The organism is Erythrobacter sp. KY5 (assembly GCF_003264115.1).
GTDB lineage: Bacteria > Pseudomonadota > Alphaproteobacteria > Sphingomonadales > Sphingomonadaceae > Erythrobacter.
In genome coordinates, this window is record NZ_CP021912.1 from 487,519 (window position 1) to 500,441 (window position 12,923).

A 12,923-nucleotide genomic window follows, 5' to 3' on the forward strand; every position below is an offset into this window, starting at 1 on the left:
ACCATTCGTGACCGACACCCGCTACGACGTCATCGCCATCGGCAACGCTGTTGTCGACGTCATCGCCTCTTGCGAAGAGGCCCTGATCGAAGAGCTTGCGCTCAACCGAGGCGGCATGACGCTGATCGACGAAGCGCGGGCGGACGAGCTGTACGATGCCATGCCCCCAGCGCGCGAGCTTTCCGGCGGGTCGGCGGCCAATACGCTGGCTGGCCTGTCGACGATGGGCCTGCAATGCGCCTTTATCGGACAGGTCGCCGACGATCAGCTTGGCAAGGTCTTCCGCCACGACATGCGCGCAACCGGCATCGACTTCGACACGCCGGCCCGAGACGGCGAACCGGCAACGGGCCGCGTGCTGATCTTCGTCACTCCCGATGGCGAGCGCACGATGAACACCTTCCTTGGCGCAGGCCAGTTCCTGCCCGCCGAAGCGCTCGACGAAGACCTGATCGCCAGCGCCGGGATCCTCTACCTCGAAGGCTATCTGTGGGACCCCGAAGAGCCACGGCGCGCCATGCGCCGCGCGATCGAGGTTGCGCGCGAAGCGGGGCGCAAGGTCGCCTTCACCGCGTCCGAGAGCTTCGTCATCGAACGTCACGGCGACGACTTCCGCTCGATGATCGACGATGGCGTGATCGACATCCTGTTCGTCAACGAGAGCGAGCTTGCAACGCTGACGGGCGAGGACAACTTCGAGGCGGGTTTCGACGCGCTCGCGCCCAAGGTCCCCGTCCTCGTCGCCACGCGCAGCGCCAAGGGCGCGGTCGCCAGCGCGCATGGAGAGCGCGCGGTGACTGCCGCGGTGCCGGTTCCCAAGGTCGTCGACACGACCGGCGCGGGCGATCAGTTCGCGGCTGGCTTCCTCTCGGGCTATGCCAAGGGCGAGCGACTTGAAGTGTGCCTCAAGCGCGGCGCAATCGCGGCGGCTGAGGTGATCGCTCACTATGGCCCGCGTCCCGAAGCCGACATGAAGGCGCTGATGGAAGAGCGCTTGTAGGCTGTGCGCTCATCCATCCGGGCGAGCGTCCTCGGTGCTGCCCCCTTCCGCTCCGCTGCGGCGCGCTTGCGGCGCCGAGGCCCGCTCGTTTAACGTCAAGTGTTTCAATCACTTACTCGAGAAGTGGACCGCATGTTACACGGTCCAGGGGCAAAACCGCCTTTGTGTCACTTTAGCCAGCGAAAGTGTCACCCTGCGCCCGAAAAGTGTCACCTTGAGCGCAAAAGTGTGACCCGGCGCACTGTCTGACCGAACCCGACGATGTGAAAGAGCCGCCGACATATTGGCAGCGCGTGGGCGAGTAGGAAATTGCTATCTGCGCGCCCTTCAAGGCATGCGCAGCCTCAAGGCATTGGGCAGCCTCACGGCATCGGCACGTAATCGTCCCGCCTCAGCGTGATCATGTAGTCGGCAACCTGGTCGACCCGCTCCCGCGTCAGGTCGAAATCCATATCTTCGGGGTAGTTGTGCGCATCCCTGAGCCACGCCCTGATCGTTGCCTTGGTCACGCCGGGGCGATTGGCGACCGCTTCGAAGCTCGGCGCGCGCATATTGGGCGACAGGAATGGCGGTTCGACCGCATGGCATCCTGCGCAGGCGGCTTCGACGAAAGCGGGCGGAGGCGGCGCTTCGGTCGCGACTCTGGGGGCGTTGGCCGATTGGCAGGCGGCAAGCGCCATCAATGCGGCGACGGCGGTGAGTGGGGGGATGATTTTGAGCATGCCCGAACTATGTAATATTCAGCGACGTCTGTCGTTGATCCAGATCAATTTTGCGAAATTTCGCCCGTTTCGCGCGCCACTTCTTTCCAGCCAATGTCCCGGCGGTAGAAGCCGCTGGCGAAGTCGACTTTGGCGACTGCGTCATATGCGCGCGATTGAGCCTCGGTTACGTTCTTTCCAGTCGCCGTCACGTTAAGCACGCGGCCTCCATTGGCGACCAGCGAACCGTCTTTCATCGCCGTGCCTGCATGGAATACCTTTGCGCCGTTCGCCTCGGCCCCGTTCGCAAAAGGGCCCAACGCAATTGCGCCGCCTTTTTCCGGTGTGCCGGGATAGCCCTTGGCTGCCATGACCACGGTGAGCGCGGTTTCATACGAGAAACTCGCATCGACCCCATCTAGCTCGCCCTTGGCGCAGGCGAGCATCATCGCGGCAAGGTCGCCTTCATACCGCATCATCAGAACCTGACATTCCGGGTCGCCGAAGCGGCAATTGTACTCGATCAGCTGCGGCCCGGTCGCGGTCAGCATCAACCCGGCATAAAGGACGCCGGAATAGGCCATCCCTTCGGCGCGCATGGTGTCGACTGTGGGCCGGATGATCTCTTCCATGACGCGCCGTTGCAGCGCTTCGGTCAGCACTGGCGCGGGCGAATATGCGCCCATGCCGCCGGTGTTCGCGCCCTTGTCGCCCTCGCCCACCTGCTTGTGATCCTGCGCGGTGCCGAAGGGGATGACATGCGTGCCATCGGTGATCGCGAAGAAGCTCGCTTCCTCGCCTTCGAGAAATTCCTCGATCACCACCTGCGCGCCCGCTTCACCGAATTGCCCGCCGAACATGTCGGCAAGCGTCGCCTCGGCATGTTCGCGCGTCGGGGAAATCACCACGCCCTTGCCCGCAGCAAGACCGTCCGCCTTCAGGACATAGGGCGCGCTGAAATCGTCGAGCGCCGCAACCGCCTCATCGCGCGAATGGGTGCGGACATAGCCTCCGGTGGGGATCTCGGCGCGGGCGCAAAGATCCTTGGTGAAGCCCTTAGAGCCTTCCAACTGGGCAGCGGCCTTGGACGGGCCGAAGGCGGGGATATCGGCGGCGGCCAGGCTGTCGCCGAGGCCGTCGACCAGCGGCGCCTCAGGCCCGATCACGACCAGCGCGATTTCGTGCGAGCGGCAGAAAGCCACAATCGCGCCATGGTCGCTCGCATCGAGCGAAACGCACTCGGCTTCCTCGGCGATGCCGGGATTTCCGGGGGCGGCGTAGAGCTTCGTTAGAGACGGGGATTGCGCCAGCTTCCACGCTAACGCATGTTCGCGTCCTCCCGATCCCAACAGCAGGACATTCATGGCGCGCACTCCTTCATCCTCATCGCAAGACACCGGGCTGGTAGCGCGCAGCCGGGCGGGCGACAACGCCGAGCCGCTCTCGATCACCGAGATTTCGCAAGCTTTGAAGCGCACGGTCGAGGAGCGTTTCGGCTATGTGCGGCTGCGCGGGGAATTGTCGGGGGTGAAGCGCGCCGCGTCGGGGCACATGTACTGCGCGCTGAAGGACGACAAGGCGGTGCTCGACGGGGTGATGTGGCGCGGCAATGCCGAGCGGCTGGCTTTCGTCCCCGAAGACGGCATCGAAGTGATCGCGACCGGCAAGCTGACGACTTATCCGGGCCGCTCGAAATACCAGATCGTGATCGACAGCCTTGAAATCGCGGGCGAGGGGGCGCTGCTCGCGCTGCTGGAGAAGACGAGAGCGAGGCTTGAGGCTGAGGGCCTGTTCGCGCGCGAGCGACAGCGCCGATTGCCGTTCCTGCCGCGCACGATCGGGGTTGTAACCTCGCCAACCGGATCGGTTATCCGGGACATCCTCCACCGGCTCGCGGATCGCTTCCCCAGCCATGTGATCGTGTGGCCGGTTCTGGTTCAGGGGCAGGGCGCGGCAGAGCAGGTTGCCGGCGCAATCCGGGGATTTTCGGAGCTTGGCGAAGGCGGTGCGGTGCGCAGGCCCGACGTGGTCATCGTCGCACGCGGCGGCGGGTCGATCGAGGACCTGTGGAGCTTCAATGAGGAAATCGTCGTCCGCGCTATAGCTGAATGTACCATTCCGGTTATCTCGGCGGTCGGGCATGAAACCGATACAACGCTTTCAGACTATGCCGCAGATCGCCGTGCGCCCACCCCTACGGCGGCTGCTGAAATGGCGGTTCCGGTGCGCGCCGATTTGCAGGCAACGCTTGCCGATTTTTCCGCCCGTCAGCGCCGCGCGGTGCATCGCCCGGTTGAGTTGGGGCGAGAGCGGCTCGAGGCGCGCACCCGGCGGATGCCTCGGATCGAGGTGCTGCTGCAGCCTCAGGCGCAAAGGCTGGACGACCTTGCCGACCGCTTGCGGCGCGGTCTGATCGACCGGGCGGCGCATGGGCGTCAGGAACTGGCCGGGGTCAAATCACGCCTTGCGCCGCGCCTGCTCACAAACGCATTGAGCGTGCGCAAGGAGGCTTTGGCTGGGGCCCGCCTGACGCCGCGACTGATCGAACGCCCGATTGCCAGTGCGCAAGACCGCCTCAACGCGCTCGCCCGGCTCGCCAGCCAGCTGCATCCCAAGAAGCCGCTGGAACGCGGCTATGCCATCGTGCGCAGCAATTCAGGCGACGTGGTGACCGCCAGCATTGACGCCGCGAGGCACTCCGCGCTCAACCTTGAATTCGCCGACGGCAGGATCGATGTTGGCGTCGGTGAAGCGCCGCCCCCGCCTGTCGCAAGGCCCCCAGTCACCAAACCGACGCCGGTGAAAAAGCGCCGCACCGCCGCGCCAAACCCCCGACAGGATGACCTGTTCGGGCGAGAATGACCGGCTGACAGCCCCCCGCCCCTCATGCTAAGGCAATTTTCATGTTGATGTCGTCCAGCGAAAAAGCCGCCAAGCTCTATTACGGTGCCTCCAGCTTCCGCGTGTTGCGCCCCGGCCAGCACGTGATCTGCGCCGTTACTGCCGAAGTCATCCCGCTTGAGGAGCTTCTTTACTGGAGCGCGGAGCATCAGGAGGCCTACGCCTCGCCTGAAATCGCCACCCGCCGCCTGCTTGGCGAGGGGTGAGCGGCTTTTCCATGATTCGATCGACATTGGTGCCCGGTGTGCTGGTGGTATCGGCGCTTGTCAGCTGCGCCGGGACCGAGCCGGGCCCTGAAGAAACTGCGCCCGTCCCGCAATCCACTCCGCAATCCGCCCCGGCTCCGATGCAGGCGGATGTCACGATCACGGGTGAGCCTGTCGCCCCCTCGGTTGCGAGCGCTGCGAATGTGCAGGCGACTTTCAGCTATTCGGGCGAGCTCACCCAGGGCGGCTTTGTGCGCGGGACAGTCCCGACCGGCACGGCCAGCGCCTCTTTGGGCGAGCAGGTGCTCGACATCGCTCCCGATGGCAGCTTTTTCGCCGCTTTCGACCGCGACAGCGCGGACAGCCTGCCGCTCACGGCGACGCTCGAAAGTGGGCGCATCATAAGCGAAGGGATATCGGTCTCACCGCGCGAATGGCAGATCCAGCGGGTCAATGTCGCCAAACGCCCCGGCGGGTCGAGCGAGGCCTGGTGGAAGCGGCGCGAGCCGGAATGGAACGCGATCCAGGAGGCGCGCGCAAAGGAAACCGGCGCAACCGGCTGGACGCAGGACTTCATCTGGCCGGTCAAGGGCCGCATTTCCGGGCTTTTCGGCCGCCAGCGCATCTATCGCGGCGAGCCGGGCAGCTACCATTCGGGCATCGACATCGCTCCGGGCGCAGGCGTCCCATTCGTTGCGCCCGCCGATGGCGTGGTTGTGCTGGCGCGCACGGGTTTCAGCCTCGAAGGTTCGCTCATCATCATCGACCACGGAGCGGGGCTTAACAGCGCGTTCCTGCATGCCTCGCGCATTGTCGTTGAGGAAGGGCAGGCGGTGAAGCAGGGCGATCATATCGGCAATGTCGGAGCGACGGGCCGCGCCACCGGGCCGCATTTGCACTGGGGCCTCAAGTGGAACGCGGCGCGGCTCGATCCGCTGCTCTTTACAGGCCCGATGAACTGACAATGCCACGCAGGCGGCGCTTGTTCGCGGGGCTTTTCGTTGCGGCGCTGTGCGCACCGACCATGTGGCTGCGCAGCGAGATCCCGCGCGAAAACCCCGAAAGGATCGAGCTTCAACAGATCGCCGGTCCAAGCGAGGTGGATGCGCCGGGGTGGCGGGTTGAGGGCGTGTGGGAATACACCACCGAACCCAACCTGCGATTTGGCGGCTATTCGGCGCTCCTTGCGCTGAGCAGCGGGCGGCTTCGGGCCTATTCGGATCGCGGCTACCTTCTGACGATGACCGAACCCGACCAGCCGCTCGAACGGGCTGAAGACCGGCGCGTTTCGCGCCAGCATTTTGCCGAGCCTGAACATTACTGGATGCTGTGGGACATCGAATCTGCCACGCGCGATCCGGCGACGGGCACGTTCTGGCTGGGGATCGAGAACACCCATGCAATCCATCGCTATTCGCCCCGCAGCGAGCCCGAGGAATTGCGCATGCTGGGCGGCGAGTTCGACTGGTATGACAATGGCGGGCTTGAAGCGATGGAGCGGCTTTCAGACGGGCGCTTCCTCGCCATCCCAGAAGGCCGCAGCGAAGCGCTGATCTTTGACGCCGATCCTGTCACAGGCGGCGCGCCCCGGCAGATCGCGTTTGAAAACCCCGCAAGCGACCATGCCGTGACCGACATGGCGCAATTGCCCGATGGGCGCCTGCTCCTCGTCCTGCGCCGGGTCGCGCTGGGTATCCCGCCCTTCACCGGCAAGCTCGCAATCGCAGATCCCCCGGACCGCGCCGCGACTGGCGCATGGTCGGCCAGCATCCTGTTCGACCTCGACAGCGTGATACCGGCGGAGAATTATGAAGGCATTGCCGTGCGCCCTTTAGAAGACGGAACGATCGCGGTCTGGATCATATCGGACGACAATTTCTCCGTCCTTCAGCGCACCTTGCTGGCAAAGCTGGTGTTCGATCCGTCGGCCGATCAGCAATAGAGCGCGCAAACGCAAAAAAGGCGTGACGGTCAACCCGCACGCCTCTCCCGCATCATTTTACGCCAAAAGGGCGATCAGGCTGCGGCGACAGCCTTTTTCAGCTCACGCTTCACCTTGAGGGCGCGCGTGGAAAGCTTGTCGTCCTTGGTCTTGAGCAGCCAGTTGTCGAGACCGCCATTATGCTCAACCGAGCGAAGACCGTGAGTCGACACGCGGAACTTGAAGCTGCGGTCGAGCTTTTCGCTCATCAGCGTGACGTTCTGCAGGTTGGGCAGGAAGACGCGCTTGGTCTTGTTGTTGGCGTGGCTGACATTGTGGCCAACCTGGCGGCCCTTGCCGGTCAGTTCGCAAATACGCGACATGGTATCTCTCGTCTCGTTCAATATGCGTGAGGCTCACCGGTCGAATCGGCGCGCCGTGGAAAAATTCGGGTTATCCCGGAAAGCGGCGCACATACGTTTGAGGGCACCAAAGGTCAAGTTGGAACCTTCTGACGGCACCAAACGTTTATGTCGAGAATGTGGCCGAGTTCGTCTAAGGACCGGTCCTTCGCTCGTTTTTGGAGGAATACATGAAAAAGATTATCGCTGCTGCCGCTCTTACCGCTGCAACCTTTGGCCTCGCCGCGTGCGACGTCGAACAGACCGAAGAAGCCGAACTGCCGGAAGTTGAAGGCGGCAACATGCCCGAATTCGACGTCGACGCTGCAGAAGTTTCGGTCGAAGGCGGCACCGAGACCGTCGAAGTCCCCACGCTTGACGTCGATGTCGAGGAAGCTGACGCGGGCGAACCCGGCCCCGACGGCGAATAAGCCTCAACACTTGACTTGAACGGATGAGGCCGGGACAGCGCGGAAATGCGTTTCCCGGCCTCTTTCATGTCCAGCGCGCTTTCCCGCGCGCGCGCCGCCGGCGAACTTGGCGAAGTGCCGATTGGCGCCGTGGTCGTGAAGGACGGCGAAATCATCGCCCAGGGACATAACGAGACACGAACCGGCTGCGATCCCACCGCTCATGCAGAGATCGTGGCGATTCGCCGCGCTGCTGCGGCGCTGGGCAATGATCGCCTGACCGGGTGCGATCTGTGGGTGACGCTGGAACCTTGCGCGATGTGCGCAGGCGCGATCGCTCATGCTCGCATAGCTCGGCTCTATTACGCCGCCAGCGATCCCAAGGGCGGCGCGGTAGAACATGGCGCGCGCGTATTCGAGCAGGAACAATGCCTCCACCGGCCCGAAGTCTATTCAGGCATCGGCGAGGAAGAGGCGGGGGAGCTGCTGCGAAGGTTTTTTAGGGAGCGGCGGTGAGAGTTTAGCCGGGTTCATCCGGCAGCGGAGCTTTCTCGATCATATATTCGCCACTCAATTCCGGCGGCAAGCTACCCAACTCCCCCGTGTTGAAGATGCGGTATTGAGACGAATGACGAGCCGTATTCTTGTTCCGTAGATTGCCGGCTGGCCACAGCCCATAGATAAGCAGTTCCTCTATGCGAGAAATGTGTTCCTCGTCATCCCGACCCAGGAAATACTTAGGGTCCCAGCCATCTTCGTCTGCAATCGCGTTGGATTTAGCCCACCCGTCGAATCGCATTACATTGGCGACGTATATCGGTTCTCGCTCAAGGTTGTGCTCAGATAATCGAGTAATTAGGTCTCGGCGTACCGCCTTGCCGATATAGGTTAGGACCTGCCGACCGTATAAAGGGTGGTCCCCATATACGGCGTAAAGCTTGAGCGTTCGTGCAAAAGCGCTCTTCTTTTTTTTCTTCAGCTCCTCGAACGTGTAAGGTCCGTGCCACCACACCTCGAATGTCGTTTCCTGACAGTCACTCATTTTCGTTCCCCCTACAGCCCCCGCCAGATCCTTGCCGCCACGTCATCGCGCGCGCCGAAACGCGCATCGTCGCAGCGTGTAGGGCGAAAGCGGCGAGAGTAGCACAGGCGAATCTCCTGCAGCCAGCCGCGTTCGTTCAATTTCACGCCGATATGGCCTGGCTGCCAGCTCGACCCGTTGGCATCTGCGAAGGCTGAGCGGATGCGGCCTGCGGTGAGGCCGTCTTCACGGCTGATCCGGTCGTAATCGGGGATGCGCAGGCTGTTCCACAATATGCGGGTGACGCCGAGATAGGTTTGCGGGCGCTTTGTCATGCAGCTGCCGTGCTTCGCCCATTGCCGCGCGATGAGGCGCGCAGAGGGCATCATGCACATATGCTTGCGGATTTGCGCTGGGGTCAGGCGGGTCTGCGCAGCGCACCATTGCGGCCAACTCCCGCGCGCAGATTGCGGCCACAGGCCATGGACGACCAACCCGAACCGTCCGTTGTCGCCTGAACACTGGACACGGTGAGCTCGGCTTTCCTCGCGCGGTTTGCAGAACTCCGGCGACCAGCTGAGCGCCAGCGTATAGCCGGTGACGGGCGTGTCCCGGCGCGGGCCGTCGGGGGCGATTTGCGGGACCGAGGCGACCGAAGGTGAGCGGCATTGATAGGCCTGGGCGTGGGCAACTGCCGCTCCGCCCTCTGTCATCGCGAGAAACGACAACGAGGCGGCAATGCGGCGAGTGATCATCCTGCGGGACGCTTTTGTGTGGGGCTCCGCCGCTTGCCTGTGCCACTTGCGATGACGAAGAGGGCGATCATGCGAAGGCTGCAACATCGTGGTCCCTCCTCATTCCCAGCCACCGGGACGTTGCGGGCAGAAACAGCATGACGAGCGCAAGCGCCACCAATCCCGCCTCGAGCACAACCACTTCCGGCGCTTTCGAGATAACCTGCGAACCGGCGGAGAGAAGCGTTCCCGCCAGCTTCAAAACGCCGAATGCCAGCACGATCCAGCGCGCCCTGCTCGATGCGAAAAGGGTGATCCAGACGAGCGGGATGAGCGCAATCGTGAATTGGCTAAAGCTCGCGATTATGGCCCTCTCGGGTGTCCAGTTGACGATCGGCACGCGTTCGTACCATCGCCCTGCGAGGAGCGCCTCGTGCGCCCCCAGTGCTTCGACGAGATTGATGAGAGCGGCGACGAAAAGCGCCCAGCCGAACACATGGATCGGCCATGGCCTCGGACCCTGCGCGATCCTCACAGCGGTTTGAAATCTAGCCCGACATCAGCTGCAGGCGCGCTCTGTGTCAGGCGGCCTACCGAGCAATAGTCGACCCCGCTTGCCGCCTTGGCCGCGATTGTGTCGAGGTTGATGCCGCCCGAAGCCTCGGTCTTCGCTCGCCCGCTGACCAGCGCCACCGCTTCCTTGAGCATGACCGGCGACATGTTGTCGAGCAGCAGGTGATGCGCGCCTGCTTCGAGTGCGGGTTCGATCTGGTCAATCCGGTCGACCTCGCAGATGATCGGGCTGACGCCTGCATCGCGCGCACGGGCGACCGCTTCGCCGACGCTGCCTGCGACCGCGACATGGTTGTCCTTGATCATGGCCGCATCCCACAGGCCCATGCGGTGGTTCTGAGCGCCGCCCTGGCGTGTCGCGTATTTCTCCAGCGCGCGCAGGCCGGGAAGCGTCTTGCGTGTGTCGAGCAGCGTGCAGGTCGCGCTGCCGACGCGCATCGCGGTCACATAGTCGCGCGTCATCGAGGCGATGCCCGACAAGTGCTGGACGATGTTGAGAGCGCTTCGCTCAGCAGTCAGGAGCGCGCGGGCATTGCCTTCGAGGTGCATGAGATCCGCGCCCGGCTCCACCGCATCGCCATCGCTGACAAGGCTGCGGACGGTGCAGTGCGGGTCGAGATGGCGGAAGAACGCCTCAGCCAGCGGAAGGCCTGCGACCACGATGGCATCGCGGCTGTCCATGACGCCTGCAAAGCGCGCGTCTTCGGGGATCACGCTTTCTGAAGTGACATCGCGCCCGCCACCCTCAAGCCCCTCGCCAAGATCCTCGGCCAGCGTTTCGCGGATGAATTTGTCGAGGTCGAAACCGGGGAGCGTGAAGTCAGGCATGACCTCTCAATAAACGGACCCACCGGGTCCGCAAGCCCGACCGGGCGCCCGCAGGTGCCCGTAGCGAAGCGGAGGGACAGCGCCGAGGACGAGTGCGCGGATGCGCACTCGCAAAATCAATGCACAAAGCGCGCGACAACGTCTCGATACGAGCGGCTTACCTTCACCTCTGCGCCCGAATCGAGCACCAGAAAGCATTCGCCGTTCGTGTGCGGCTTCACCTGCCGCACCTGGTCGAGATTGACGATCCAGCTCCTGTGCACGCGCTGAAACACGCGCGGGTCGAGACGGCGTTCGAGATCTTTCATCGTCTCGCGCAGGATCAGCGAATTTTCGGCGGTGTAGATGCACATATAGTCGCCCGCGGCTTCGATACGTTCGATCTGGTCGACCTCGACGCGGAAGATCTGGCCGCGATCCTTGACGTTGATGAGCTTTTCGAAGCGGTCCGCGCTTTCGGCGCTATCGCCGCCAAAGTCGGCCGCGCGATCGGGCGCAACTTCGGCGAGAACGTCCATCAATTGTTCGGCATCCTCAGCCGATTTCTTCTCGGCAAGGCGCTGGCGCACGCGTTCGACCGTGTCGGCAAGCTTGTCCTCGTCGACCGGCTTCATCAGGTAATTGACCGCATTGGCCTCAAACGCGCGGATCGCGTGTTCTTCGAATGCTGTGACGAAAACAAAAAGCGGCGGTTCGATCTCCATCACGCCCTTGACCACCGAAAAGCCGTCGAAACCGGGCATCTGGATGTCGAGAAAGACGAGGTCGGGCTTCTCTGTCTTGATCTTGCGAATGGCCTCGCGCCCGTTGGAACAGGTGTCGATCACTTCGACATCCTCGAACGCCTTGAGCCTTAATTCGAGGCCCTGAATGGCCAGCTTCTCGTCATCGACGATGATGGTGCGAATTGTCATTATGTCTTCCCGATTGCGCGTTGGGGGTTGAGGGCGACCACGTTGTCCGGCGTTTGGTTTTCGGGGGACGCGGACTTTGCAAGTCTGCCTTTCGATGCCGCCGAAGCAGCGGATTGCGATTGCTCTACAGGTTCATAGGGGATCTCGATCAGCACGGTGAACCCGCCGCCGGGCTGTGAGGTTGTCTCGAAGACGTGATCCTCGCCATATCCCTGCATCAGTCGATTGCGGATATTGGCAAGGCCAACGCCGGTCGAAACCGGCTTTCCGGCGCCTTCGGGTAGGTGTTCTAGCATAGAAAGCTGAACGGGACCTTCGATGCCCGGTCCGGTATCCTCGACCGCGATGCGAAGCCGCTCGCCAATCACGCGGGCGGTCAGCGAGATGCGCGCGCCTTCTTCCTGCGGGCTGACGGCGTATTTGATGGCGTTTTCGATGAGCGGCTGGAGCAGCATGGCCGGCAGGCACGCATCCATCGCCGCATCGTCGATCTCGAAATGGGTGCGAAGGCGCTCTTCGAAACGCATGCGCTCGATATCGAGATAAAGTTGCAGCGTCTCGACCTCCTGCGCGAGCGTCACCTGGCTGCCCGGTTCGGTGATGAGCGTGTGGCGCAAAAAGCCCGAAAGGCGCGTCAGCATCGCATTGGCAGGCCCGGTCTGCTTCAAAAGGACCAGAGTGCTGATCGAATTCAGCGTGTTGAACAGGAAATGCGGATTGAGCTGATAACGCAGCATGGCAAGCTGCGCGGCGGTTGTCTGCGCCTCCAGTCGTTCGAGCCGATCTGCCTGCCTCTCAACCGTCAGGAAGAAATTGATCGCGTAATAAAGCGCGCTCCACGCGCCGAGCAGCGTGAGCGGAATGAAGGACAGGCCGATAAAACGCTGGGCAAAAGTCGTCTCTCGCGTGCCGCCATAATAAAGGCCCTGCAACCACGCATCGATGCTGGCATAAACTATCACCGCACCCATCAGAACGACGGCAGAGCCACCCCAGGTCACAATCGGCTGACGGTCGATCAGCTGGCGGTAGATGACCGAAAGGATGAGGCTGATCGAAAAACCCGTGACGGTCGTTACCACCAGAACCGCAAGCAAATTGAGCGGCTGGTCATTGGCAACCGCGACGACGGTGCGAAGCAGGAAATAGCCGCCCCAGCCTGCCAGTTGCAGGTTCCAGAACGCACGGTTCTTGCTTGCGAAAAAGGGCGCAGGCTGGATGCGCATCATCGACATGACCCCTCATGTAGCCGATTTTTCGGTTCGTCGCATGATCTAATGCTGCACATGGCGGCGGTGGGCGCATATCCGCAA

16 protein-coding genes are annotated in these 12,923 nt (G+C 62.9%); 7 read left to right on the forward strand and 9 right to left on the reverse strand.

The genetic code is table 11. The annotated features are described in order from the left end of the window. The first annotated feature begins 7 nt into the window (after positions 1–7). Positions 8–1,000, forward strand: coding sequence for an adenosine kinase (locus tag CD351_RS02380; protein WP_111991132.1), 993 nt, complete (start codon positions 8–10; stop codon positions 998–1,000). 362 nt (positions 1,001–1,362) lie between these two features. Here CD351_RS02380 and CD351_RS02385 read toward each other — a convergent pair whose 3' ends face one another. After that, a complete protein-coding gene (locus CD351_RS02385; protein WP_111991133.1) occupies positions 1,363–1,722 on the reverse strand; it encodes a hypothetical protein in 360 nt (119 codons plus the stop codon). 44 nt (positions 1,723–1,766) lie between these two features. Further along, positions 1,767–3,065, reverse strand: coding sequence for a phosphoribosylamine--glycine ligase (gene purD / locus CD351_RS02390; RefSeq protein WP_111991134.1), 1,299 nt, complete (start codon positions 3,063–3,065; stop codon positions 1,767–1,769). On the opposite strand from purD, the gene xseA reads away from it, so the two are divergent. Genes xseA through CD351_RS02410 form a run of 4 tightly spaced genes read left to right on the forward strand, consistent with a single transcriptional unit; the run spans position 3,064 to position 6,750 of the window. After that, a complete protein-coding gene (xseA, locus tag CD351_RS02395; protein ID WP_111991135.1) occupies positions 3,064–4,563 on the forward strand; it encodes an exodeoxyribonuclease VII large subunit in 1,500 nt (499 codons plus the stop codon). The genes purD and xseA overlap by 2 nt on opposite strands. Positions 4,564–4,604: 41 nt before the next feature. Continuing rightward, on the forward strand, positions 4,605–4,808 hold the full coding sequence (locus tag CD351_RS02400) for a DUF2093 domain-containing protein (protein WP_111991136.1): 204 nt from the start codon (positions 4,605–4,607) through the stop codon (positions 4,806–4,808). An 11-nt stretch (positions 4,809–4,819) separates the two neighbouring features. Then, positions 4,820–5,770: a M23 family metallopeptidase gene (locus tag CD351_RS02405; protein ID WP_111991137.1), complete on the forward strand. Its 951-nt coding sequence runs from the start codon at positions 4,820–4,822 to the stop codon at positions 5,768–5,770. A gap of 2 nt (positions 5,771–5,772) precedes the next feature. Continuing rightward, positions 5,773–6,750 (forward strand): esterase-like activity of phytase family protein, encoded by a 978-nt coding sequence (locus tag CD351_RS02410; RefSeq protein WP_111991138.1) that lies wholly within the window; start codon positions 5,773–5,775, stop codon positions 6,748–6,750. 74 nt (positions 6,751–6,824) lie between these two features. On the opposite strand, the gene rpmB is transcribed toward CD351_RS02410, so the two are convergent. Further along, positions 6,825–7,112, reverse strand: a complete 288-nt coding sequence (gene rpmB, locus CD351_RS02415; RefSeq protein WP_111991139.1) for a 50S ribosomal protein L28 — start codon at positions 7,110–7,112, stop codon at positions 6,825–6,827. A 209-nt stretch (positions 7,113–7,321) separates the two neighbouring features. On the opposite strand from rpmB, the gene CD351_RS02420 reads away from it, so the two are divergent. After that, complete coding sequence (locus CD351_RS02420; protein WP_111991140.1) at positions 7,322–7,561, forward strand: hypothetical protein; 240 nt, start codon at positions 7,322–7,324, stop codon at positions 7,559–7,561. A gap of 45 nt (positions 7,562–7,606) precedes the next feature. Continuing rightward, positions 7,607–8,056 carry a nucleoside deaminase gene (locus tag CD351_RS02425; RefSeq protein ID WP_111991141.1) on the forward strand — a complete coding sequence of 150 codons (450 nt, stop codon included), beginning with the start codon at positions 7,607–7,609 and terminating at the stop codon, positions 8,054–8,056. 4 nt (positions 8,057–8,060) lie between these two features. On the opposite strand, the gene CD351_RS02430 is transcribed toward CD351_RS02425, so the two are convergent. The 6 genes from CD351_RS02430 to CD351_RS02455 all read right to left on the reverse strand — a co-directional run bounded on the left by CD351_RS02430 (position 8,061) and on the right by CD351_RS02455 (position 12,845). After that, a complete protein-coding gene (locus tag CD351_RS02430; RefSeq protein WP_111991142.1) occupies positions 8,061–8,582 on the reverse strand; it encodes a hypothetical protein in 522 nt (173 codons plus the stop codon). Positions 8,583–8,593: 11 nt separating this feature from the next. Continuing rightward, positions 8,594–9,316 (reverse strand): ribonuclease T, encoded by a 723-nt coding sequence (locus tag CD351_RS02435; RefSeq protein WP_234027195.1) that lies wholly within the window; start codon positions 9,314–9,316, stop codon positions 8,594–8,596. Positions 9,317–9,383: 67 nt separating this feature from the next. Next, complete coding sequence (locus CD351_RS02440; protein WP_162627569.1) at positions 9,384–9,791, reverse strand: hypothetical protein; 408 nt, start codon at positions 9,789–9,791, stop codon at positions 9,384–9,386. Positions 9,792–9,826: 35 nt separating this feature from the next. Then, on the reverse strand, positions 9,827–10,696 hold the full coding sequence (nadC, locus tag CD351_RS02445; RefSeq protein ID WP_111991145.1) for a carboxylating nicotinate-nucleotide diphosphorylase: 870 nt from the start codon (positions 10,694–10,696) through the stop codon (positions 9,827–9,829). Positions 10,697–10,812: 116 nt separating this feature from the next. Further along, positions 10,813–11,610, reverse strand: coding sequence for a LytTR family DNA-binding domain-containing protein (locus CD351_RS02450; RefSeq protein WP_007165800.1), 798 nt, complete (start codon positions 11,608–11,610; stop codon positions 10,813–10,815). Next, the gene (locus CD351_RS02455; protein ID WP_111991146.1) at positions 11,610–12,845 is read right to left on the reverse strand and encodes a sensor histidine kinase; all 1,236 of its coding nucleotides are present in this window, start codon (positions 12,843–12,845) and stop codon (positions 11,610–11,612) included. Before CD351_RS02455 ends, CD351_RS02450 begins: the two co-directional genes overlap by 1 nt. Between the last annotated feature and the right edge of the window lie 78 nt (positions 12,846–12,923).

Coding starts and splice junctions, on each gene's coding strand:
- CD351_RS02425 (WP_111991141.1), top strand. CDS start 7,607: ATGCGTTTCCCGGCCTCTTTCATGTCCAGCGCGCTTTCCCGCGCGCGC.
- CD351_RS02400 (WP_111991136.1), top strand. CDS start 4,605: ATGTTGATGTCGTCCAGCGAAAAAGCCGCCAAGCTCTATTACGGTGCC.
- purD (WP_111991134.1), bottom strand. CDS start 3,065: ATGAATGTCCTGCTGTTGGGATCGGGAGGACGCGAACATGCGTTAGCG.
- CD351_RS02385 (WP_111991133.1), bottom strand. CDS start 1,722: ATGCTCAAAATCATCCCCCCACTCACCGCCGTCGCCGCATTGATGGCG.
- CD351_RS02410 (WP_111991138.1), top strand. CDS start 5,773: ATGCCACGCAGGCGGCGCTTGTTCGCGGGGCTTTTCGTTGCGGCGCTG.
- xseA (WP_111991135.1), top strand. CDS start 3,064: ATGGCGCGCACTCCTTCATCCTCATCGCAAGACACCGGGCTGGTAGCG.
- nadC (WP_111991145.1), bottom strand. CDS start 10,696: ATGCCTGACTTCACGCTCCCCGGTTTCGACCTCGACAAATTCATCCGC.
- CD351_RS02420 (WP_111991140.1), top strand. CDS start 7,322: ATGAAAAAGATTATCGCTGCTGCCGCTCTTACCGCTGCAACCTTTGGC.
- CD351_RS02450 (WP_007165800.1), bottom strand. CDS start 11,610: ATGACAATTCGCACCATCATCGTCGATGACGAGAAGCTGGCCATTCAG.
- CD351_RS02430 (WP_111991142.1), bottom strand. CDS start 8,582: ATGAGTGACTGTCAGGAAACGACATTCGAGGTGTGGTGGCACGGACCT.
- CD351_RS02405 (WP_111991137.1), top strand. CDS start 4,820: ATGATTCGATCGACATTGGTGCCCGGTGTGCTGGTGGTATCGGCGCTT.
- CD351_RS02455 (WP_111991146.1), bottom strand. CDS start 12,845: ATGTCGATGATGCGCATCCAGCCTGCGCCCTTTTTCGCAAGCAAGAAC.
- CD351_RS02435 (WP_234027195.1), bottom strand. CDS start 9,316: ATGATCACTCGCCGCATTGCCGCCTCGTTGTCGTTTCTCGCGATGACA.
- rpmB (WP_111991139.1), bottom strand. CDS start 7,112: ATGTCGCGTATTTGCGAACTGACCGGCAAGGGCCGCCAGGTTGGCCAC.